25 protein-coding genes and 1 tRNA gene are annotated in these 19,011 nt (G+C 64.2%); 17 read left to right on the top strand and 9 right to left on the bottom strand.

The window, feature by feature from the left end; genetic code table 11:
* Positions 1–4 precede the first annotated feature (4 nt).
* Positions 5–580 (bottom strand): tetratricopeptide repeat protein, encoded by a 576-nt coding sequence (locus ACP15I_RS00190; protein ID WP_424973381.1) that lies wholly within the window; start codon positions 578–580, stop codon positions 5–7.
* Positions 581–656: 76 nt separating this feature from the next.
* On the opposite strand from ACP15I_RS00190, the gene ACP15I_RS00185 reads away from it, so the two are divergent.
* A complete protein-coding gene (locus ACP15I_RS00185) occupies positions 657–944 on the top strand; it encodes an SCP2 sterol-binding domain-containing protein (protein ID WP_424964925.1) in 288 nt (95 codons plus the stop codon).
* Positions 945–948: 4 nt separating this feature from the next.
* Positions 949–1,899 (top strand): alpha/beta hydrolase, encoded by a 951-nt coding sequence (locus ACP15I_RS00180; RefSeq protein WP_424973380.1) that lies wholly within the window; start codon positions 949–951, stop codon positions 1,897–1,899.
* Positions 1,900–1,939: 40 nt separating this feature from the next.
* On the opposite strand, the gene ACP15I_RS00175 is transcribed toward ACP15I_RS00180, so the two are convergent.
* Positions 1,940–2,016: transfer RNA gene (locus ACP15I_RS00175), tRNA-His, on the bottom strand.
* 87 nt (positions 2,017–2,103) lie between these two features.
* Positions 2,104–3,048, bottom strand: coding sequence for a GNAT family N-acetyltransferase (locus tag ACP15I_RS00170; RefSeq protein ID WP_424973379.1), 945 nt, complete (start codon positions 3,046–3,048; stop codon positions 2,104–2,106).
* A gap of 167 nt (positions 3,049–3,215) precedes the next feature.
* On the opposite strand from ACP15I_RS00170, the gene ACP15I_RS00165 reads away from it, so the two are divergent.
* From ACP15I_RS00165 to thrS, 6 genes are all read left to right on the top strand, one after another.
* Complete coding sequence (locus ACP15I_RS00165) at positions 3,216–3,404, top strand: DUF6324 family protein (RefSeq protein WP_424964928.1); 189 nt, start codon at positions 3,216–3,218, stop codon at positions 3,402–3,404.
* Between the two features lie 116 nt (positions 3,405–3,520).
* Positions 3,521–4,294, top strand: a complete 774-nt coding sequence (locus ACP15I_RS00160) for an ArsR/SmtB family transcription factor (protein ID WP_424973378.1) — start codon at positions 3,521–3,523, stop codon at positions 4,292–4,294.
* Complete coding sequence (locus ACP15I_RS00155; protein WP_424973377.1) at positions 4,294–4,707, top strand: MAPEG family protein; 414 nt, start codon at positions 4,294–4,296, stop codon at positions 4,705–4,707. Before ACP15I_RS00160 ends, ACP15I_RS00155 begins: the two co-directional genes overlap by 1 nt.
* A gap of 101 nt (positions 4,708–4,808) precedes the next feature.
* A complete protein-coding gene (locus ACP15I_RS00150) occupies positions 4,809–6,050 on the top strand; it encodes a DUF3300 domain-containing protein (protein WP_424973376.1) in 1,242 nt (413 codons plus the stop codon).
* A gap of 4 nt (positions 6,051–6,054) precedes the next feature.
* Positions 6,055–6,954 (top strand): DUF2950 family protein, encoded by a 900-nt coding sequence (locus ACP15I_RS00145; RefSeq protein ID WP_424973375.1) that lies wholly within the window; start codon positions 6,055–6,057, stop codon positions 6,952–6,954.
* A 127-nt stretch (positions 6,955–7,081) separates the two neighbouring features.
* Complete coding sequence (thrS, locus tag ACP15I_RS00140; protein ID WP_424964933.1) at positions 7,082–9,034, top strand: threonine--tRNA ligase; 1,953 nt, start codon at positions 7,082–7,084, stop codon at positions 9,032–9,034.
* Between the two features lie 10 nt (positions 9,035–9,044).
* Here the strand turns inward: thrS and ACP15I_RS00135 are convergent, their stop codons facing one another.
* A complete protein-coding gene (locus tag ACP15I_RS00135) occupies positions 9,045–9,812 on the bottom strand; it encodes a cobalamin B12-binding domain-containing protein (protein WP_424973374.1) in 768 nt (255 codons plus the stop codon).
* Between the two features lie 440 nt (positions 9,813–10,252).
* Here ACP15I_RS00135 and ACP15I_RS00130 point away from each other — a divergent pair, with 440 nt between their 5' ends.
* The 4 genes from ACP15I_RS00130 to ACP15I_RS00115 all read left to right on the top strand — a co-directional run bounded on the left by ACP15I_RS00130 (position 10,253) and on the right by ACP15I_RS00115 (position 12,815).
* Positions 10,253–10,540: a DUF2282 domain-containing protein gene (locus tag ACP15I_RS00130; RefSeq protein ID WP_424964935.1), complete on the top strand. Its 288-nt coding sequence runs from the start codon at positions 10,253–10,255 to the stop codon at positions 10,538–10,540.
* Positions 10,541–10,657: 117 nt separating this feature from the next.
* Complete coding sequence (locus ACP15I_RS00125) at positions 10,658–11,512, top strand: DUF692 domain-containing protein (protein WP_424973373.1); 855 nt, start codon at positions 10,658–10,660, stop codon at positions 11,510–11,512.
* Entirely contained in the window at positions 11,509–12,255 is a 747-nt protein-coding gene (locus ACP15I_RS00120) for a putative DNA-binding domain-containing protein (protein WP_424973372.1), read from the top strand. Before ACP15I_RS00125 ends, ACP15I_RS00120 begins: the two co-directional genes overlap by 4 nt.
* A complete protein-coding gene (locus ACP15I_RS00115; protein ID WP_424964938.1) occupies positions 12,249–12,815 on the top strand; it encodes a DoxX family protein in 567 nt (188 codons plus the stop codon). Before ACP15I_RS00120 ends, ACP15I_RS00115 begins: the two co-directional genes overlap by 7 nt.
* Here ACP15I_RS00115 and ACP15I_RS00110 read toward each other — a convergent pair.
* A complete protein-coding gene (locus ACP15I_RS00110; protein WP_424973371.1) occupies positions 12,773–13,084 on the bottom strand; it encodes an ArsC/Spx/MgsR family protein in 312 nt (103 codons plus the stop codon). The two genes, ACP15I_RS00115 and ACP15I_RS00110, sit on opposite strands and share 43 nt — an antisense overlap.
* A gap of 224 nt (positions 13,085–13,308) precedes the next feature.
* Here ACP15I_RS00110 and ACP15I_RS00105 point away from each other — a divergent pair, with 224 nt between their 5' ends.
* Positions 13,309–13,518 (top strand): cold-shock protein, encoded by a 210-nt coding sequence (locus ACP15I_RS00105; protein WP_424964940.1) that lies wholly within the window; start codon positions 13,309–13,311, stop codon positions 13,516–13,518.
* A 122-nt stretch (positions 13,519–13,640) separates the two neighbouring features.
* Here ACP15I_RS00105 and thyX read toward each other — a convergent pair whose 3' ends face one another.
* Entirely contained in the window at positions 13,641–14,558 is a 918-nt protein-coding gene (thyX, locus tag ACP15I_RS00100; RefSeq protein ID WP_424974095.1) for an FAD-dependent thymidylate synthase, read from the bottom strand.
* A gap of 176 nt (positions 14,559–14,734) precedes the next feature.
* Here thyX and ACP15I_RS00095 point away from each other — a divergent pair, with 176 nt between their 5' ends.
* Complete coding sequence (locus ACP15I_RS00095; protein WP_424973370.1) at positions 14,735–15,160, top strand: VOC family protein; 426 nt, start codon at positions 14,735–14,737, stop codon at positions 15,158–15,160.
* A gap of 1 nt (position 15,161) precedes the next feature.
* Entirely contained in the window at positions 15,162–15,902 is a 741-nt protein-coding gene (locus ACP15I_RS00090; RefSeq protein WP_424973369.1) for a DUF1194 domain-containing protein, read from the top strand.
* Between the two features lie 70 nt (positions 15,903–15,972).
* Here ACP15I_RS00090 and ACP15I_RS00085 read toward each other — a convergent pair whose 3' ends face one another.
* The 3 genes from ACP15I_RS00085 to ACP15I_RS00075 form a co-directional block, all read right to left on the bottom strand.
* Positions 15,973–16,470 (bottom strand): MarR family winged helix-turn-helix transcriptional regulator, encoded by a 498-nt coding sequence (locus ACP15I_RS00085; RefSeq protein ID WP_424964943.1) that lies wholly within the window; start codon positions 16,468–16,470, stop codon positions 15,973–15,975.
* 121 nt (positions 16,471–16,591) lie between these two features.
* Positions 16,592–16,864: a succinate dehydrogenase assembly factor 2 gene (locus tag ACP15I_RS00080; RefSeq protein ID WP_424974094.1), complete on the bottom strand. Its 273-nt coding sequence runs from the start codon at positions 16,862–16,864 to the stop codon at positions 16,592–16,594.
* Between the two features lie 26 nt (positions 16,865–16,890).
* On the bottom strand, positions 16,891–17,283 hold the full coding sequence (locus tag ACP15I_RS00075) for a helix-turn-helix domain-containing protein (RefSeq protein WP_424973368.1): 393 nt from the start codon (positions 17,281–17,283) through the stop codon (positions 16,891–16,893).
* 89 nt (positions 17,284–17,372) lie between these two features.
* Between ACP15I_RS00075 and ACP15I_RS00070 the strand changes: the two genes are divergently transcribed.
* Positions 17,373–18,575 (top strand): pyridoxal phosphate-dependent aminotransferase, encoded by a 1,203-nt coding sequence (locus tag ACP15I_RS00070; RefSeq protein WP_424973367.1) that lies wholly within the window; start codon positions 17,373–17,375, stop codon positions 18,573–18,575.
* 9 nt (positions 18,576–18,584) lie between these two features.
* Positions 18,585–19,010, top strand: coding sequence for a hypothetical protein (locus ACP15I_RS00065; protein ID WP_424973366.1), 426 nt, complete (start codon positions 18,585–18,587; stop codon positions 19,008–19,010).
* Position 19,011: the final 1 nt, after the last annotated feature.

The following is a 19,011-nucleotide window of genomic DNA, read 5'->3' as shown; positions in this document are numbered from 1 at the left end:
AGAATCAGAGGCGTTGGCCGCCCTGCTCCCGCTCCAGCCGGTCTATGGCCTCTGATATATCGGGGCGTTGGGGATGTATAGCAGCCGCCGCGCGATAAGCGGTCAGCGCCGCCTCGGTCTCGCCCAGCTCCATCAGGATGCGGCCCGCCCCGGCGAGCGCACCGAAATGCTGCGGGTTGAGGGCCAGCGCCACGCGCAGATCCGAGAGAGAGGGGCCATAGTGATCCGACAGGTAGAACGCCGTCGCCCGGGCGTGCCAGCCCTCGGCAAAACCCGGCGCGTGATCGGTGAGCGCGGTCAGATGCTCGATCGCGGCGACGAAATCCTCGTCCTCCAGCGCCTGACGCCCCCGGTCCAGCAGCAGATCCGCCGAGGCCGATCCCGATTGCGACCAGGCCTCGTAGATCCGGCGCTCGACCGCTTCCCAATTCTGCAGCTCGGGCGATTGCAATCGCTCCAGCAGCTCGGCCACATCCGCGCCCTGCGCGGCAGCCGGGCCAGCCGGCCCGCCGAGACCTAACGTCAGAGTGAGAAAACCTGCCGCCAAGGCAGCGTTGAGGCGTTGAACTATCGCGGTCATCATGCGCACCATGGTAATGCAACCGCCGGAAAAAGCGAGAGCCCGGCAGTCACAACTTGGAGCGACGGGAAAGCCCATGAGCGAAGTAATCGAAAAGGCCGTTACGGCCCTGCAAGAGCGCATTGGCGGCGGGTTCGACGGAACCGTGAAATTCGTGATCGAGGACGAAGGCGCCATCATGATCGACGAGGACGGGGTCCGCGCAGGCGATGACGACGCAGAATGCACCCTCTCGGCGGATCGCGAGACATTCCAGGGCATCATGGAAGGCGAAGTGAACCCCACGGCGGCCTTCATGGGCGGCAAGCTCAAGCTCGACGGTGACATGGGCACCGCCATGAAGCTCGGCGCCGCCCTGAGCTGACCCCATGGACCCGGCCCCCTATCGCGCCGATCTGGCCGAAGCTCCGGCAGGCGCGCGCGCGGTCTGGGTCCGGACCGATGACGACATCCGCCTGCGCATCGCGCTGCACGAGACCGGAGATCAGGGCACGGTCCTGATCTTCCCCGGGCGCACGGAATGGGCCGAGAAATACGGGCGTGTCGTCACCCATCTGGCCGGGATGGGCTATTCCAGCCTTGTGATCGACTGGCGTGGACAGGGTCTGTCGGACCGTTTGCTGCCGTATCGCCGCAAGGGCCATGTGGGGAAATACCCCGATTATCAGATGGACGTGCAGGCTGCGCTGGATTGCGCGCGGGATGCGGGCCTTCCGGAGCCTTACTTTCTGATTGCCCATTCCATGGGCGGCGCCATCGGTCTGCGCGCGGTGATGCAGGACCTGCCGGTCAAGGGCGTGGTGTTTTCCGCGCCCCTCTGGGGGGTGCAGTTTCCGCTTTGGGCGCGGCCCGTGGCCGGGCTGCTCGGGACACTGGCGGGCTGGACCGGTCAGGGGGAAGCCTATGCGCCGACCACCGGATCCGAGCCCTATGTCCTGACCGCACCGTTCGAGGACAACCTGCTGACGACCGATCGGGGCGAGTTCCAGTTCATGATCGACCATCTGACGGCAGAGCCCGATTTCGCCGTGGCCGGCCCGACCATGCAATGGGTCCACGAGGCCCATTGCGAATGCCGCTGGCTCGAAAACCGGCCCGCACCGCCCCTGCCCTGCCTCACGGCTCTGGGCACGAATGAACGGATCGTGCTGACGGCACCGATCCACACACGCATGGCCGATTGGCCCGATGGGCGGCTGGTGATGGTCGATGGCGGCGAGCATGAGGTGCTGATGGAAGCGCCCGACAAGCTCGACCCGCTGCTGGCCGAGATCGAGGCGTTTTTCGCCGCGCAACTTCAGGATGGCAAAGCCGCCTGAGTGTCGCCGGGCGCATCGTTCAACCATGTTCGGGTGGGGGTGGTACCACCTCCCCGGCTCGAACGGGGGACCTCCTGATCCACAATCAGGCGCTCTAACCAACTGAGCTAAGGCGGCACGCTGCGGGGGTTTAACTTTGGCTCTGCGCGATTGCAAGAGGCTGATGCGCCTCCGGGGCCGGTTTTTCGCCCCCCTTCGCGGCTGTCACAACGTCATCTCCCATTGCTGGACGACCACATCCTGACCGAAATTTCGAGTTGCCTCGGTTCCGGTGATCTCAAAGCCCGCCGCCGCATAAAGCCGCCCCGCCGCCGCGTGGCTTTCATGGGTCCAGAGCGTCGCGCGCTTGTATCCCGCTCCGCGCGCGAAACGGAGCCATTCCTCCATCATCCGACGCCCGAGGCCGCGCCCGCGCAAGCTCGGCTCCAGCCCGAAGAGCCGCAATTGCGCGGTGTCCGGCGCCGGGCCCTGCACACAGAAGACCGAGCCGAGGCTCAACCCGTTGCAGACCGGGATGATCGCCCGTTCCCGCGCCGGATCGCGGGTTTTGAGAAACGCGATGAGGATCTCGGCCACAAGGATCTCGAAGCTCTGATCATAGGCGTTCTCGATCCGGTAGAGCTCTCCGTGGCGCTGGGTCATCCAGCCGAGATCCCCGATTTCCATGTCGCGGAAGGTAACGTCGTCGAGCCGCAGGGTCTTGTCCCCGAGCGCCAGGCGGAGACGCGCGATGGCGCGGTCCAGCGCCGGTTGCTCGGCCATGGGCAGCGCCGCGAGGCTTTCGGCAACGTTGGAGCGGGCGATATTCTCGAACTCCTCGAGGCATTCCGCCCCCTTCGCGGTCAGGCTCAGCAGCGCCACGCGTCCATCCTCGGGGCTCGGCCGCCGCTCCAGCCAGCCACGATCCGCAAAGCGTTTCAGGATGCGGCTCAGATACCCCTCGTCCAGCCCCAGTTGCTGCGCCAGGGCCCGGGCCGCCCAGTCCTGCAGGCCGAGTTCATAGATCACGCGCATCTCGCTCAGGCTCAGATCGCTGTTGAGCACGGTCCGGTTAAGCACGCCGGAAGCCCGCGTCACGATCCGGTTCAGGGCGCGCATGTTTTCGATGGTGTCATGGGGCAGGCTCTGGGTGGGAACATCGCGTGGCATGGAGGTCTCCTGATCTGTCTCGATCCGAGCGATAGGCGATTCGCTTGCCATCGGCAAGTATTTCATTTGCCAAAGGCACGCTTTTTGCTTGCCACAAGCAAGCTATGCCCCCTTGAACCCCGCTGCACGGCGCAGTACCTGCGATGCTCAGATCACGGAGACGCGCCATGGGCATCGACAAACAAAGCGACATCGCTGCGAATATTCAGATTGGCCCCACCTCGATGGGGATGGTGCGAATCTATGTTGAGGCCGAGGGCGTCGAGTTGCCGCTCGATTTCGACCCGGACGAAGCGATTGAGATCGCGGAAGAGCTCAAGGCCGCCGCAGAACGCGCCCGCCGCGCCGCGAAGTAAACCCCGCAAGAACAAATTATTACACTCAAAACCTCATGTGCCGCATGAGAGAATATCACGCACTTAAAACGTGACCATCTAGACACGTGACTATTTAATCACCTATAAGGTTCCCCATGGATGCGATCTTCAAAGCGCTCAATGACCCGACGCGTCGCGCCCTTCTGGACAGCCTGCGCCAGAAGGACGGGCAGTCCCTGCAAGAGCTCGAAGAGACAGCCGAGATGACGCGCTTTGGCGTGATGAAACATCTCAAACTGCTCGAAGAGGCCGGCCTCGTGGTGTCGGTGAAAAAAGGCCGGTTCAAGTATCACTACCTGAACGCGGTACCCCTGCAGGAGGTCATCGACCGGTGGATCGATCCGTTTCTCGCCAAACCCGCCGCCCGCGGCGTGTTGAATTTGAAAGCACAACTTGAAGGAACCGCCCCCATGACGACCCCGGATGCAAAACCTGATTTCGTGAGCCAAACCTTTATCCGCTGCACCCGCGACGCGCTCTGGTCCGCTCTGACCGAGGCAGATCAGGTGGGTCAGTACCACTTCCTCGCCGAGACCGCCCATGGCGACATGATCGCCAAGGGCGACGGTATGGTGTTCGAGATGCAGCCCGGCGTGCCCATGGTGCGCACCGAGGTCATCGCCATCGACCCCAAGAGCCGGATCGAAGCGACGTTTGAACCCTCCTGGGCCGGGCCCGACATGGCCCCCTCGCGCTGCATATACCTGGTGGATGACGAGGGCGCGTTCTGCAAGCTGACGATCGAGCATTACGGCATTCCCGAGGGACAGGAGGGCATCGCCGATGGCTGGGCGCGCTTTGCTTCGGGCCTCAAGACATGGCTCGAATCCGGTGAAACCGTGCGCTTTGCGCATGCAGGAGAAAACTGATGGAGAGCTTTCCCACCGAGCTTGGCATTCTCACCTGCCTGATGATCCTCGCCGCCTCGCTCTGGATCCCGTATATCGTCGGCGTCAACAAGTATGACGTGCCGGGCTCCGAGCCTTTCGTGCGCCCCACCCCGCTGGATCAGTTTCCGCCATGGGTCCACCGGGCGCACCGGGCCCATCTCAACCTGCTGGAACAGGCCCTGCCCTTTTCGGTGCTTGTGCTGCTGCTGGACCGGCTGGACGGGTTCACCGCGCTGACCTTCTGGACCTGCATCACTTTCTTCTGGATCCGGGTCGCCCATGCGGCAGGGATGATCATGGGTTGGGCCGCGATGCCTCTGCGCCCGCTCCTGTTTCTTGTGGGATGGGTGTGCTGCCTGCTCCTGGCCTATGCGGTATTCGCCGCCAGCTGACGCACTCGCCCGCGCCCCCCATCCGGGTGCGCGGGCAGTTTCTCCTTCCCCTGATCGCGAGACTGCGCATAGGCTTGGTCAAGCGGTCTTGGGAGGGTCCTATGCATCACGTGAAAAGCGTTCTTCTGAGCGGGGCTTTGGTCCTTTGGACAGGCACCGTCCCCGCCCAGGACAGCACCCAAGCCACCGCAGAGCCCGAGACGGCGACCGCCGAAGCCGCGCTCCTGACCCAGGCCGAGCTTGAGACTTTGATGGCGCCGGTCGCGCTATATCCCGATACTCTGCTGATCCAGATCCTCGTGGCGGCGACCTATCCGCTCGACGTGGTCAAGGCGGATCGCTTCGTTCTGACCAATGCGGAAATGGACCCCGACAGCCTCAAAACCAGCATCGAAGCCGAGGGGTGGGACCCGAGCGTCACGGTACTGGCCACGGCCTTTCCCACGGTTCTGGCGGATATGGCTGAGCATGTGGAATGGACTGAAGCCGTGGGCACCGCCATGCTCGCCCAGAGCGAGGATGTCCTCAGCGCGGTGCAGACCCTGCGCGATCAGGCCATCGAGACCGGCGCCCTGATCAGTGGCGAGGCCCAGGCCGTGACCCAGGATGAGGACGACAATGTCGTCATCACCCCCACGGATCCCGAAGTGGTCTATGTGCCCGAATACAACCCGGATGAAGTCTATGACAACACGCTGGGCGATGCGCTCCTGACCGGGGCGCTGATCTTCGGGACCTTTGCGGTGATCGACGCGATCTTCGACGATAACGACGATTGGTACGACTATTGGGGCTGCCGCAATTGCGGTGGCTGGGGCGGTGGGCCGATCATCCACAACCCGGATATCGATATCGACATTGATGGCGATGTGAATATCGGCAGCAACAACCGGCCTGATCTGGGCTGGAAGCCCGATGAGGGCCGCAAGCGGGACGCACAGGACAAGATCACCGCGCGGCGCGATGCCGGGGGGGATTCGAAACTGCCCCTGGACAAGGCCGCGACGCGTCCGGCCGGGGCCGATCGGGGCGATGCCTTGCGCGGGCAACTTTCGGATCGCACGGGGGCCAAGGATATCAGCCGACCGGAGGCCGCCCAGCGCCTGCCCCAGGTGGAGCGCCCCTCCACCCGCCCGGCTGCGGACAAGGCGCAGGCAATCCGCGACACCTCCGCCCGCCCGGCGACGGCAAAGAAGCCCGCGGTGAAAAAGCCCGCCGCTCAGAAGGTCGCCACCAAGAAACCCACGGCCAAACCCTCTGCCCTGAAAAAGCGCGCGCCTGCGGGCAAAACCCGCGCTGCGGCGGATCGGGGCAAGGCTGGCAAGCTCAAGGCCCGGAGGTAGAGCAATGAAACCCGTATCCGTTGCAGCCGCCATCGCACTCACCACCTGCCTCGCCTCTCCGCTCAGCGCGGACCCGATGTCCTTCCCGACCCCGCAAGACGCGCTCGACGCCTTCGCGGGTGCGCTGACAACGCCGGGGCGCGCAGCGCTGCTGGGCGTCTTTGGCGATGACGCCGCCGAAACCCTGTCCACCGGCGATCCGGTGGAGGACCGGCTCCACCGGATCGAACTGATTGCGCTGATGGCCGAGGGCTACCGCATGACCACGGATGCGGAGGGGCAGGTGACCCTGCTCCTGGGGGCGGAGGGCTGGCCGTTCCCGATCCCCCTGTCCCGCGGCACCGAGGGCTGGGCCTTCGATCTGGAGGCCGGGCGCGCCGAGATCGCCGCGCGAGAGATCGGGCATAACGAGCTCGACGTGATCACCCTGCTGGAGGCTTATGTGGACGTACAATCCGCCTTCCGGCTGACGGATCATGATGGCGATGGCGTGATGGAGTTTGCCGGCAGCATCATCTCTTCGGACGCGGCGCGCGACGGGCTCTACTGGCCGGGGGCGGGCAGCCCGCTTGGCCAACGTTTCGCCCGCGCCACGCTCTTTGGCTACAATGACGGGATCGAGGATCATCCGGCGGAGCCATTGACGGGCTATTACTTTCGCCTGCTGGACGGACAAGGCCCAAGCGCCCCGGGCGGTGAGATGAGCTACCGCATCGGCGAGAATATGGTGGCCGGGCATGCGATGCTCGCGGTCCCCGCGATCTATGGCGAGACCGGGGTGCACAGCTTTCTTGTCGCCGAGAACGGGATCGTTCTGGAGGCGGATCTCGGCCCCGATACGTTGACGTCGGCCGAAGCCATCACGCGCTACGATCCGGGCTCGGACTGGACGCCTGTCTACTGATCGTCGCGGCCCCTGCCCCAGAGCGCGAGGGTGATTGACACCGGCGCGCGCGCGGGCCAAGAGACCGCTACACCAATATACCCGCAACCGGGCGTTCCGTGGGCGCCAAACTGACGAGGCAGCCGATATGGCCCAGATCTCTCTCACCTTTCCTGATGGCAATGCGCGCGATTACGACGCTGGCGTGACCCCTGCCGAGGTCGCGGCAAGCATCTCGACCTCGCTGGGCAAGAAGGCCATCTCGGCGACCGTGAACGGCGCCCATCACGACCTGCAATGGCCCATCGAGGGCGACGCGCAGATCGCGATCCACACCCTCAAGGACCCCGCGCAGGCGCTGGAACTGATCCGGCATGACTGCGCCCATATCATGGCCCGCGCCGTGCAGGCGATCTGGCCCGATGTGAAGGTCACCATCGGCCCGGTCATCGAGCATGGTTTCTATTATGACTTCGACCGCGCCGAGCCCTTCACCCCCGAGGATCTGGGCGCCATCGAAGCCAAGATGAAAGAGATCATCAATGCCCGCGACCCGGTCCGGACCGAGGTCTGGGACCGTCCGCGCGCGATCGCCCATTACGAGGCGAGCGGCGAGCCCTACAAGGTCGAACTGATCGAGGCGATCCCGGGCGACGAGCCCCTGCGGATGTACTGGCATGGCGACTGGCAGGACCTCTGCCGTGGACCGCACCTGCAACACACGGGCCAGGTGCCTGCGGATGGCTTCAAGCTGATGAACGTGGCCGGGGCCTATTGGCGCGGGGACAGCTCCCGCCCCATGCTGCAGCGGATCTATGGCGTGGCCTTCCAGAACCGCGACGCGCTGAAGAAGCACCTGCACATGCTGGAGGAAGCCGCCAAGCGCGACCACCGCAAGCTGGGCCGCGAGATGAACCTCTTCCACATGCAGGAAGAAGCCCCCGGGCAGGTCTTCTGGCACCCCAATGGCTGGACCATCTACACCAACCTTCAGGACTACATGCGCCGCCGCCAGCGCGAGTACGGCTATGTGGAGGTGAACACCCCCCAGGTCGTGGACCGCAAGCTCTGGGAAGCCTCGGGCCATTGGGACAAGTATCAGGAGAACATGTTCATCGTCGAAGTGGACGAAGAGCATGCCCGCGAAAAGGCGATCAACGCGCTGAAGCCGATGAACTGTCCCTGTCATGTGCAGGTCTATAATCAGGGCCTGAAATCCTATCGCGATCTGCCCCTGCGCATGGCCGAGTTCGGGGCCTGCAACCGATACGAGCCCTCGGGCGCGCTGCATGGGCTGATGCGGGTGCGCGGCTTCACGCAGGATGACGCGCATATCTTCTGCACCGAGGACCAGATCCAGGACGAAACCGCGCGGTTCATCCGCATGCTGAGCACGATCTACAAGGATCTCGGCTTCGAGAGTTTCGACATCAAGTTCTCCACCCGCCCCGAGGTCCGCGCAGGCTCGGACGAGGTCTGGGACAAGGCCGAGGCCGCGCTCGAAGCCGCGATCCGCACCGTGACGGACGATTTCGAACTCGACCCGGGCGAGGGCGCGTTCTACGGCCCCAAGCTCGACTTCAAGCTGACCGATGCGATCGGCCGTGAATGGCAGCTGGGCACGTTTCAAGCGGATTTCGTCCTGCCCGAGCGGCTCGACGCGACCTATATCGGCGAGGACGGGGCCAAGCACCGCCCGGTCATGCTGCACCGGGCCATCCTCGGCAGTTTCGAGCGCTTCCTCGGGATCCTGATCGAGAACTTCGCCGGCAAGCTGCCCTTCTGGCTCGCCCCGCGGCAAGTGGTGGTGGCCTCGATCATCTCGGATGCGGATGACTATGTGCAAGAGGTCGTCTCTGCCCTGACCAAGGCCGGCATCCGGGCCGAGGCGGATATCCGCAACGAGAAGATCAACTACAAGGTGCGCGAACACAGCGTCGGCAAGGTGCCGGTGATCCTCGCCGTGGGTCGCCGCGAGATGGAGGAGCGCACCGTGACCCTGCGACGCCTGGGCGAAAAGCAGACCTCGGTGGTCGCGCTGGACGCGCTGCTTCCGGATCTGGCCGCCGAAGCGACCCCGCCGGATCAGCAGCGCGCCTGAACAGGGCGACTCAGCGGTCCGGCTGAACGGCCCTGAGCGCGCTGTCGATGTCCTGCACGACGCTGACCGACGCCTTTACGCTGAGACTATCGCGCAGGGCGTCGGCCGCACCGCCTCCGATCAGGACGGGGACCGGGAAGGGCAGTTTCTGAACCTGCCCGATCAACAGCCGCAGGGGCTGGGGCGGGTCGACCCGGCTGACGGTCACCCCGAACGCGTCGGGCCGAAGACGCCGGACCCGCTCGATGATGTCTTTCGCCATTTCGTCAAGGCGCAAGTCCACCTGCCAGCCAGCGCGGCGGAACGCCTCCGCCGCGAGAATAATCCCGAAGGTGTGGCGTTGTCGTGGCAAGGTCGCAAAGAGCGCGTATGGCACATCGAGCGCGCGGCTCAGTGGGACGTAACGGCGACCGACCTTCTGGTGCAGCTTGTGCAGTTCCGTAACCCCGAGCGCCATATCGGCAAAGGAAATCTGGTCCGTATCCCAGCGTGCGCCGAGCTCCCGCGCACAGGCTGCCAGAATACCGTCGGCCAGTTCCGCATAGCTCTGTCGCCGCGCGATGCGGCTCCGCACAAGCGTTTCGGCGGCAGCTTGCTCGCGCGCAACCAAGAGCGTGCACAGCCCTTGAATGAATGCCTCCGACGCAACCGTTTCATCCAGCTCAGCGCGGGATGCGACGCTTTCCAGCGCAAGTTTCACAACGCTCATCAGCGCGTCATCCGCCGACGCGCCACCCTGTGCCGCGCCACTGGGGCGGGAACTCTCCGTATCGGGCATCTTCCCGCCTTTTCTCATTGCCCTCCGGTAACTGGCGCGCGCCCGGATGGTGTCAAGAAAATCTGACACTCCAGCTCAAGTTTATGCAACCCCGTCGGGGCTCCGGCCTGAAAGATCGCTCACGGTCCTGAAACCATCTCTCGAGAAAGCTGCGATATGCCCTGTCAGCCATGTTTCAGCCGCAACGCAGCATTGCAAAAGCTGTTCACGCAAACCGGGAAATTCCTCGCATTGTCTCACGGCGGCGTGAGAATAGCGCCGGATTGCTCCGGGGAACTGCAACATTGTTTCCAGCCGCGCACGGGTGCGTGACACACGTGCCCGTGAGTGGCGAGTGAGAGGTTCCGCGACTTAAGTTTTGGTCATCGCAAGACGCGATACCCGTACCCCCGGACACTGCCGGAGCGGGTGTTGGACAACCCAAAACGAAAGAGAAACCCATGTCGAAATCCATTACTGCCGTTGCTCTCGCTGGTGCCGTCGCTGCTGCTCTGACCGGTCACGTGACCCCGGCCGAGGCGCAAGCTCAGGAGAAGTGCTTCGGTGTGTCCCTGGCGGGCGAGAATGACTGCGCCGCCGGCCCCGGCACCACCTGCGCGGGCAGCTCCACCGTCGACTATCAGGGCAACGCCTGGACGCTGGTTCCCGCCGGCACCTGCGAAACCATGGAAGTCCCCGGCGACCGCATGGGCTCGCTCGAAGCTCTGGATCGCGACCTGCCGGCATAAGCGCGCCGCACCGCGCCTTCGGGTCCCGCGGGGCCCGGATGCGTGCATCCGGGGTGGTACAGGGGGGTCGATCCCCCCTGGGCCACCCATTCCTGTCTCCCACGCCCGGATCTCGCCATGCTCGACCAGTTCGCCCACCGCCCCCTGCCCGCCGCACCCGGCGTCGGCTACAAAGCGCAACACTTTCAGGAGATCATCTCCAACCCCGCGCCGGTCGAATGGCTCGAGATCCATGCCGAAAACTACATGGGCGCCGGTGGCCGCCCCATTGCCCAGCTCAAGGCCCTGTCCGAGCGGTTCCCGATCTCGGTCCATGGCGTGGGCCTGTCGATCGGCGGCGAGGGCGCGCTGGACGCGGATCACCTTGCCCGGCTCAAGCATCTGGTCGACTGGCTCAACCCCGCCAGCTTTTCCGAGCATCTGGCCTGGTCCACCCATGACACGCATTTCCTGAACGATCTCCTGCCGGTCCCCTACACGGCAGCCACACTGGCGCGCGTCTGCGCCCATATCACCCAGGTGCAGGACATGCTGGGCCGCCAGATGCTGCTCGAGAACCCCTCGACCTATGTGGCCTTCGCCGAAAGCGAGATGTCCGAGATCGACTTCCTGACCGAGATCTCCCGGCGAACGGGCTGTGGCCTGCTTCTGGACGTGAACAACGTCTTCGTCTCCTGCATCAATCAGAACTGGGATCCGATCGCCTATATCGATGCCTTTCCCCTCGGGGCCGTGGGCGAGATCCATCTCGGCGGCCATGACGAGGACGAGGATGAGCACGGCGCGCCGCTCCTCATCGACAGCCACGGCGCCGAGGTCGTGGACCCGGTCTGGGCGCTCTATGCCCATACCCTGTCGCGATCCGGTGCCCGCCCGACCCTGATCGAGTGGGACACGGATGTGCCCGACTGGCCCGTGCTGGCCGCCGAAGCCCAGCGCGCCGCCGATGCGCTCTCCCCGGTGACGGCATGAGCCAGACCGCCTTCACCTCGGCCCTTCTGGCCGCCGACGCGCCGGTCCCCCCGGGGATCGTCGACCCCGAAGGCCGCGTGTCGCAAAAGCGTTTCAACGTCTATCGCAACAATGTGGCAAGCTCCCTGACCGAGGCGCTGGTGACCGGGTTTCCGGTGATCCACAGGCTCGTCGGCGACGCATTCTTCCGTGCCATGGCAGGCGTCTTCCTGCGGGCCCACCCGCCGCACTCCCCGGTGCTCAGCGGCTATGGCGCCGCCCTTCCCGCCTTTCTGGACAGCTTCCCGCCCGTGGCCCACCTTCCCTATCTGGCGGATGTGGCGCGGATCGAGCTCGCCCTGCGCGAGAGCTACCACGCCGCCGACCACAGGGCTCTCGCGCCCGAGACATTTGCCGCCATCCCGCCCGAAGCCCTGATGGAGACGCGGTTTTCCCTGGCCCCCTCGCTGATCCTGATCCGCGCAACCCACGCCGCCTTTGACATCTGGCGCGCCAACATGGTCGCCGATGCCCCCAAACCCGGCACCGGCGCGCAGGACATCGCGGTCACCCGACCCGGCTTTGACCCGGCGCCCCATCTGCTCCCGGCCGGGGCCTATGCGTTCCTTTCGGGCCTGCAGGCGGGCAACAACCTCGGCTCCGCCCTCGCCGCAGCCCAGGCCGAGGCCCCGGAATTCGACCTGACCCCAACCCTATCGCTCGCCTTCGCCGAGCAACTCTTTGCGGAGGAGACCCCATGCTGACCGCCTATACCCGACTGACCGACATCCTCGAGCGCATCAGCCACTGGCTGACGCCGACCCTCGCGCGCCTCGTCTTTGCCGCGGTGCTCTTCGTCTATTACTGGAACTCCGCAACGACGAAGCTCGGTGACGGGATCTTCGGCTTCCTCTTCCCCTCCAGCGGGGCCTATATCCAGATCTTCCCGAAGACCGTCGAGGCCTTGGGCTACGACACTTCACAGCTTGGCTTTTTCCACTGGGCCGTGGTCGTCGCCGGCACCTGGGCGGAATTCCTGCTGCCGGTGGCCATCGTGATCGGGCTCTTCACTCGGTTCGCCTCGCTCGCCATGATCGGCTTTGTTGTGGTGCAAAGCTGGGTCGATGTGCATGGCCATAACCTGGGCGCGACCGATATCGGCGCGTTCTTCGATGGCAATCCCTCGTCGCTGATCCTTGACCAGCGGGCCTTCTGGATCTTCGTGCTGGGCTATCTGGTGCTGCGCGGCGCCGGACCGATCTCGGTCGATGCCATCCTGCGTCAGAGCAGTCGCGCCTTCACCGCCTCGCCCCAGCCGAGGTAAAGCGTGCCGTCCGGGGTCTCGATCACCGGACGCTTCATCAAGGTCGGATGCGCGGCGAGCAGATCACCGGGATCTCTCTGCCGCGTTTCCGCATCCAGACCCCGCCAAGTGGTCGAACGCGTGTTCACCAGCGCATCGCCAAACGTGTCGAGAAACCGCGCGATCACCTCAGGGCCAAGCGGATCTGCCCGAATATCGTGCAGCTCCGCCTCCAGCGCCCGCACAGCTTTTCGGCAAGTATCGCAGCTTTTGATCCCGTAAACCCGCATCTGACCCTCCTATGGCAGCCTCCGCACAGAACCCCACGAGATTGTCAGGTTCAAGCCGAGATTTTTTTTGACAACCGGGGGGACCGCGCCACCATTTGCATGGTGCAACTTTCTTTCGAAGGGAAATCTTGTACGACTTAAGTCGGAACGCCATATCAGCGTTTCAGCCACCAGCGACCGGGCATCCTGCATGCCGGGGCACTACCGAAGAGGGAGACGCGGACATGCCAAGCGGCACCGTGAAATGGTTCAATACGACGAAAGGCTACGGCTTTATCGCTCCGGATGAGGGCGGCAAGGACGTGTTTGTACATATCTCAGCGGTGGAGCGCGCGGGCCTCACAGGTCTCGCCGACAACACCAAGCTGGAATACGAATTGCGCGAAGGCCGCGACGGACGGGCATCTGCCACCGAATTGAAGGTCATGGGCTAGGTCACCGACACCACCCCATCACTTCCAGACATCGCAGCCGAAGCGTTCGCGCTTCGGGACTGATCTTCTGAGCGTTGCTCGCCCGCCGTGTCAGGACCTCGGCCCGGGCAAACCGCCCCCGCTCAGCCCCAGACCGCCTCGAACTCGCGCCACTCGCCCTTGCTCATGCCCGAGTTTTCCTGCGTAACGGTCTCTCCCGCCAACCGCCGCTTGAGACAATCGACCCCGGTCGCGCTGAGCTGCACTGCGCCCATGCGGTAATCCTCGAAGGCACCATAGGCGGCGGGCACCCAATCCTGCACCATCTCGCAGATCGCATCCGCATAGACCCGGATCTCGTATTGCGCATGGGCGTCCGCGCGCAGGCGCAGGAAGTGGAACAGGTTGTGCAGATCCACCTTCCAGTACCACTGGGTGTAGATATTCGCGGGCAGGTTCATCCGTGCCAGCTCGCGGGCGAGCCCCTGCTGACCATCCTGGTTGAGCATCTCTTCGTAGTGGTCATAGGCGCGCATGCTGTCCTGCTTGAGAAGGCGCAGCACCTGTTCGGCCTCTTCCCCCTGCAGCGTCGCGCCGCGGCCCTGATTGTTGATCGTCGATTGCGCGGCCAGCTGTTCCGGCGCGGGAATGTAGAACTCGCGGTCGAGCACCGAGTACCGGGCGGAGTACTCGTTCACATTCGCGGTCCGGTGACGGATCCACTGACGCGCCACGAAGACCGGCAGTTTCACATGGAGCTTGATTTCGCACATCTCGAACGGCGTCGAATGCCAGTGGCGCATCAGATAACGGATCAGCCCGCTGTCATCGCGTGCCTTCTTGGTGCCGGCGCCGTAGCTGACCCGGGCGGCCTGCACGATGGCGGCATCGTCGCCCATGTAATCCACAACCCGGACAAATCCGTGATCGAGCACCGGGCGCGGCGTATAGAGATGCGTTTCCATCCCCGGCGAAACCGCACGCAAGGTGGGCTGCGGATCCGCGCGCAGGGCGGCGATCTCGGCCTCGGGGGTCATCGGGGTATCGGACTGGTCATTCATCGGATGCGCCTTTCCTGTGCTGGCCTCTACATTCGGTGGATTCGCCATCTCATTTCTACCATAAAATGTGTCTGATCGCTGCTCAGACCACAGAATCTTGTGGATAACCTGGGCAACTCTTGCTCCGCGGCCCGCCCCGGCTAGGTCCTAGGACAGGACTTAGACGGATACCTGATATGCTGAAATACCTCCACACCATGGTGCGCGTGAAAGATCTCGACGCCTCGATCGCCTTCTACAAGCTGCTCGGCCTCGAGGAGGTGCGCCGCCGCGACAGCGAAGGCGGGCGCTTCACGCTGGTCTTTCTCGCCGCCCCCGGACAGGAGGATTGCAAGCTTGAGCTGACCTATAACTGGGACGGGGATGAGGGATTGCCCTCGGACAGCCGCCATTTCGGGCATCTCGCCTATCAGACCGACGATATCTACGGGCTCTGTCAGCACCTGATGGACAACGGAGTGACCATCAACCGGCCGCCGCGCTGTGGGCATATGGCCTTCGTGCGCTCGCCGGACAATGTGTCGATCGAGCTCTTGCAGGCGGGCGATGACCTGCCCCCGGCAGAGCCCTGGGCGAGCATGCCGAATACGGGGCATTGGTAGCATGGGCGCCGGTCTGCGCGGCCTGTGGGCCGGGGTCCTCGCCGCGGGTCTGGGGCTGGCCAGCCTGGCCGAGGCCGGATGCCGTCAGGCGCTGGCGCTCGGGCTCGATGTCTCTGCCTCGGTGGACGCACGCGAGGACGCGCTGCAGCGGCAAGGGTTGGCCAAGGCGCTCCTGTCGCCACAGGTGGTCGATGCCTTCGAGACCATGCCGGATATCCCCGTCGCCCTGATGATTTACGAGTGGAGCGGGTATCGCACCCAGTCGGTCCTGCAGCCCTGGATCACGGTCCGATCCCGCGCGGATCTTGTGGCCGTGGCAACCCGGTTGCGCGCCGCACCCGTTGGGCGTTCGGGCAATTCCACAGCACTCGGCGGGGCCGCTTTGTTTGCCGCGCGGGCCTTCGAGCGCGGACCGGATTGCTGGCGGCGCACGCTCGATCTGTCCGGGGATGGCAAGAACAATGACGGGCCCACGCCGCAGATGCTCGCCGATGACCCGCGGCTCGATGGCATAACAATCAACGGGTTGGTCATTGGGGCCGATCCCGGTGCGCGGGGCGCGCAGAAGAACGCCCATATCGGCGAGCTTGTCGCCTATTTCCAGCAGAACGTGATCCGGGGCGCGGGGGCCTTTACCGAGGTCGCACTTGGTTTCGAGGGCTTCGAAGAGTCCATGCGCCGCAAGCTCTTACGAGAGATCCGGGTGCCGATGTTCTCAGCCCTCTATCACGGGGCCCGCTAGCCCCTGAACGCGACTGCGCCGGCACCCTCTTGCGAGGCCACCGGCGACTTGGCCGTCTGATCCTGCAGGATCAGTAGATATAGCGGATCTGGTCAGCCCAATAGCGTTCCATCCGGCGCAGGGAGCTGTTGATATCCTCGAGGCTCTCACGTCCCAGAACGCCCTTTGCCTCCAGCCCGGTGGCATGGCGCGCGAACAGTTCGGCCACGACCCGGCGCACGTCCTGACCCTGCTCGGTCAGCCGGACCCGCACGGAGCGGCGGTCGATCTCGCTGCGTTGATGGTGCATGAAGCCCATCTCGACCAGCTTCTTGAGGTTGTAGGACACATTCGAGCCTTGATAGTAGCCGCGCGATTTCAACTCGCCCGCGGTCACCTCGTTATCCCCGATATTGTACAACAGCAGGGCCTGGACCGCGTTGATCTCCAACATGCCCACCCGCTCGAACTCGTCCTTGATCACATCCAGAAGAAGCCTGTGCAGCCGTTCAACAAGCGCCAGACTCTCCAGGTAACCCGTCAGAACGCCGAGGTCCGGGGTGTCTTCCAGTCGCGCATGCAAGCTCATTTCTGTCTCCAAGTGTCATTTGGTGGTCTGACACTCCGAGAAATTCCCGAAGAAACGTTTAACGCTTCGAGGCAAAACGTCAGAAAATTTGCGACCTATATAAGACGTATCCGAGACAGCCCTAGCGCGAGCCGGTCTGCCCCAATCGCGTGACCAGCGCGGCGAATTCCGCTGGCGGCGCGGCTTGACCCGAGACCCATTGATAGAGATCCTGGTCGTTCTCCTTCAGGAGCGCGTCGAATTCCTCGACCTCCTCGGCGCTCATGCTGGCGAGGTTGGCATCGGCGTAAGGGCCCAAAATCAGGTCCATTTCCTTGATCCCCCGCCGCCAGGCCCGGATCTTGAGCCGCTTGAGACGCGCCTCGGGTGTCTCGTCGGGGGTCACCACCCCCATGGCGGCCTCGGTGATGCGAAACTCGCTCACAACAAACCCTCCGAGCTTTTGCGCAGGCGTTTCTCAAGCCGGGCCATGCGCCCGCTGAGCTGGGTCATCTCCGTATGAAGCTGGCGCAGCTCGGAGAGCGCGGCACTCATGTCCTGCGGAATTTCACCCCCCAGTTCGGGCGCATCGATTCCCTCGCCCTCGCCGGTCAGCAGCCAGCTGAGCGAAACATTGAGCAGCCCGGCCAGCATCTGGATCCGGTTGGCGCGCGGCTCGGACAGGTCCTCTTCCCAGTCGCGCAGGGTCTTGACCTTGACCCCCAGCTTCTTGGCCAGTTGCGGCTGTGTCAGCCCCACGGCCTCGCGTGCGCCGGCGAGGCGATCACCGAAGGTTGCAGTTGCCTCGGAATACCAGTCCTGGTCGTCGGGCATGGAGCACCGTCCTTTGCGTTTCGGCTTGATCGTGATTGCCACGAAGCCTAAGACATGGACCCGGGTTATGCAAACCGGAGTCCCCTGAAATGTCCTTCCTTTCGACCACTCTCGCCCGTGTCAAACCGTCGCCGACGATTGCCGTCACGAACATGGCGAATGAGCTCAAAGCCGCAGGGCGGGACGTGATCGGCCTTGGGGCCGGTGAGCCTGATTTTGACACGCCGCAGAACATCAAGGACGCCGGGAAAGCGGCGATTGATGGCGGGAAAACGAAATACACCGCCGTGGACGGGATCCCCGAGCTGAAAAAGGCCATCGTCGCGAAGTTCAAGCGCGATAACGGTCTGGACTACGACACCAGCCAGGTGACCGTGGCCAATGGCGGCAAGCAGATCCTGATCAACGCGCTGATGGCGACCATGAACCCGGGCGATGAGGTGATCATCCCCGCGCCCTATTGGGTGAGCTATCCGGACATGGTCCTGCTCGCTGGCGGTGAGCCGGTGATTGCCGAGGCCTCGATCCAGACCGGGTTCAAGCTGACGGCGGATCAACTTGAGGCAGCGATCACGCCCAAGACCAAGTGGTTCATCTTCAACTCGCCGTCGAACCCGACCGGCGCGGGCTACACCGCAGAAGAGCTCAAGGAGCTGACGGATGTGCTGATGCGCCATCCCCATGTCTGGGTGATGACCGACGATATGTATGAGCATCTCGTCTATGACGATTTCGAGTTCGCGACCCCCGCACAGGTCGAGCCCGGGCTCTATGATCGCACGCTGACCTGCAACGGGGTGTCCAAGGCCTATGCCATGACCGGTTGGCGGATCGGCTACGCGGCAGGTCCGAAAGAGCTGATCGGCGCCATGCGCAAGATCCAGTCGCAATCCACCTCGAACCCCTGCTCGGTGAGCCAGTGGGCCGCGGTCGAAGCCCTGGACGGCACGCAGGATTACATCCCCGAGAACAACAAGACCTTCCAGCGGCGCCGGGACCTGGTGGTGGACATGCTGAACGCGGCCGAGGGCATCTCCTGCCCGACACCGGAAGGCGCGTTCTACGTCTATCCCTCGGTCGCGGGCTGCATCGGCAAAACCTCCGCAGGCGGCACCAAGATCGAGAATGACGAAGAGTTCGCCAAAGCGCTGCTGGAGGAAAAGGGCGTCGCCGTGGTCTTTGGCGCGGCCTTCGGGCTGAGCCCCAATTTCCGGGTCAGCTATGCGACCTCGGATGAGGCGCTGAAAGAGGCGTGCACGCGGATCCAGGACTTCTGCGCAGGCCTGAGCTGAGGCCGCGCGATGAGCATCACGCTGCCGGAGCTGTTCTTCCGTGTGAAGGAAAACGGCGCGCTGGTGTTTCGGGTCACCACCGAAACCCGGCACAACCGGCTGGACATGACCCCGATTGCGTCGTTGAACCTGCGCAACGGGGATATCAAGCCGCAGGGCCAGCGTGAGATTACCGAAGACGAGCGCGCGGCCATGGAAGACTGGATCGCCGCGCGCCGCGACACGCTGGAGGCGCGGCATCTCGACGATGTGCACCGGACGGTGGATTTCCTGAACCTGACGGCGCAATGGGTGCAATCCAAGGCCACGCCCGAGCAGCTTGACGAGGTGACCGATACCCTCCTGCTGACCTTGCATGACTTGCGCGCGATCCTCGTGCGCAAGAAGGCCGACCGGGTGATGGAAGCGGCCCGGGCCGAGAAGGATCCGTCCTGAG

This window comes from Dinoroseobacter sp. S124A (genome assembly GCF_049801015.1).
Taxonomy (GTDB): domain Bacteria; phylum Pseudomonadota; class Alphaproteobacteria; order Rhodobacterales; family Rhodobacteraceae; genus Dinoroseobacter.
The sequence above is the reverse complement of the archived record's forward strand: the minus strand, read 5'-3'. Positions and strand labels throughout refer to the sequence as shown.

What these genes read in the sequence shown, in the direction of transcription:
- ACP15I_RS00160 (WP_424973378.1), top strand. Translation starts at nt 3,521, where the DNA reads ATGGATGCGATCTTCAAAGCGCTCAATGACCCGACGCGTCGCGCCCTT.
- ACP15I_RS00190 (WP_424973381.1), bottom strand. Translation starts at nt 580, where the DNA reads ATGACCGCGATAGTTCAACGCCTCAACGCTGCCTTGGCGGCAGGTTTT.
- ACP15I_RS00120 (WP_424973372.1), top strand. Translation starts at nt 11,509, where the DNA reads ATGAGCCAGACCGCCTTCACCTCGGCCCTTCTGGCCGCCGACGCGCCG.
- ACP15I_RS00080 (WP_424974094.1), bottom strand. Translation starts at nt 16,864, where the DNA reads ATGGGGGTGGTGACCCCCGACGAGACACCCGAGGCGCGTCTCAAGCGG.
- ACP15I_RS00185 (WP_424964925.1), top strand. Translation starts at nt 657, where the DNA reads ATGAGCGAAGTAATCGAAAAGGCCGTTACGGCCCTGCAAGAGCGCATT.
- ACP15I_RS00115 (WP_424964938.1), top strand. Translation starts at nt 12,249, where the DNA reads ATGCTGACCGCCTATACCCGACTGACCGACATCCTCGAGCGCATCAGC.
- ACP15I_RS00130 (WP_424964935.1), top strand. Translation starts at nt 10,253, where the DNA reads ATGTCGAAATCCATTACTGCCGTTGCTCTCGCTGGTGCCGTCGCTGCT.
- ACP15I_RS00180 (WP_424973380.1), top strand. Translation starts at nt 949, where the DNA reads ATGGACCCGGCCCCCTATCGCGCCGATCTGGCCGAAGCTCCGGCAGGC.
- ACP15I_RS00155 (WP_424973377.1), top strand. Translation starts at nt 4,294, where the DNA reads ATGGAGAGCTTTCCCACCGAGCTTGGCATTCTCACCTGCCTGATGATC.
- thyX (WP_424974095.1), bottom strand. Translation starts at nt 14,558, where the DNA reads ATGAATGACCAGTCCGATACCCCGATGACCCCCGAGGCCGAGATCGCC.
- thrS (WP_424964933.1), top strand. Translation starts at nt 7,082, where the DNA reads ATGGCCCAGATCTCTCTCACCTTTCCTGATGGCAATGCGCGCGATTAC.
- ACP15I_RS00090 (WP_424973369.1), top strand. Translation starts at nt 15,162, where the DNA reads ATGGGCGCCGGTCTGCGCGGCCTGTGGGCCGGGGTCCTCGCCGCGGGT.
- ACP15I_RS00145 (WP_424973375.1), top strand. Translation starts at nt 6,055, where the DNA reads ATGAAACCCGTATCCGTTGCAGCCGCCATCGCACTCACCACCTGCCTC.
- ACP15I_RS00105 (WP_424964940.1), top strand. Translation starts at nt 13,309, where the DNA reads ATGCCAAGCGGCACCGTGAAATGGTTCAATACGACGAAAGGCTACGGC.
- ACP15I_RS00135 (WP_424973374.1), bottom strand. Translation starts at nt 9,812, where the DNA reads ATGCCCGATACGGAGAGTTCCCGCCCCAGTGGCGCGGCACAGGGTGGC.
- ACP15I_RS00170 (WP_424973379.1), bottom strand. Translation starts at nt 3,048, where the DNA reads ATGCCACGCGATGTTCCCACCCAGAGCCTGCCCCATGACACCATCGAA.
- ACP15I_RS00095 (WP_424973370.1), top strand. Translation starts at nt 14,735, where the DNA reads ATGCTGAAATACCTCCACACCATGGTGCGCGTGAAAGATCTCGACGCC.
- ACP15I_RS00150 (WP_424973376.1), top strand. Translation starts at nt 4,809, where the DNA reads ATGCATCACGTGAAAAGCGTTCTTCTGAGCGGGGCTTTGGTCCTTTGG.
- ACP15I_RS00165 (WP_424964928.1), top strand. Translation starts at nt 3,216, where the DNA reads ATGGGCATCGACAAACAAAGCGACATCGCTGCGAATATTCAGATTGGC.
- ACP15I_RS00075 (WP_424973368.1), bottom strand. Translation starts at nt 17,283, where the DNA reads ATGCCCGACGACCAGGACTGGTATTCCGAGGCAACTGCAACCTTCGGT.
- ACP15I_RS00110 (WP_424973371.1), bottom strand. Translation starts at nt 13,084, where the DNA reads ATGCGGGTTTACGGGATCAAAAGCTGCGATACTTGCCGAAAAGCTGTG.
- ACP15I_RS00085 (WP_424964943.1), bottom strand. Translation starts at nt 16,470, where the DNA reads ATGAGCTTGCATGCGCGACTGGAAGACACCCCGGACCTCGGCGTTCTG.
- ACP15I_RS00065 (WP_424973366.1), top strand. Translation starts at nt 18,585, where the DNA reads ATGAGCATCACGCTGCCGGAGCTGTTCTTCCGTGTGAAGGAAAACGGC.
- ACP15I_RS00125 (WP_424973373.1), top strand. Translation starts at nt 10,658, where the DNA reads ATGCTCGACCAGTTCGCCCACCGCCCCCTGCCCGCCGCACCCGGCGTC.
- ACP15I_RS00070 (WP_424973367.1), top strand. Translation starts at nt 17,373, where the DNA reads ATGTCCTTCCTTTCGACCACTCTCGCCCGTGTCAAACCGTCGCCGACG.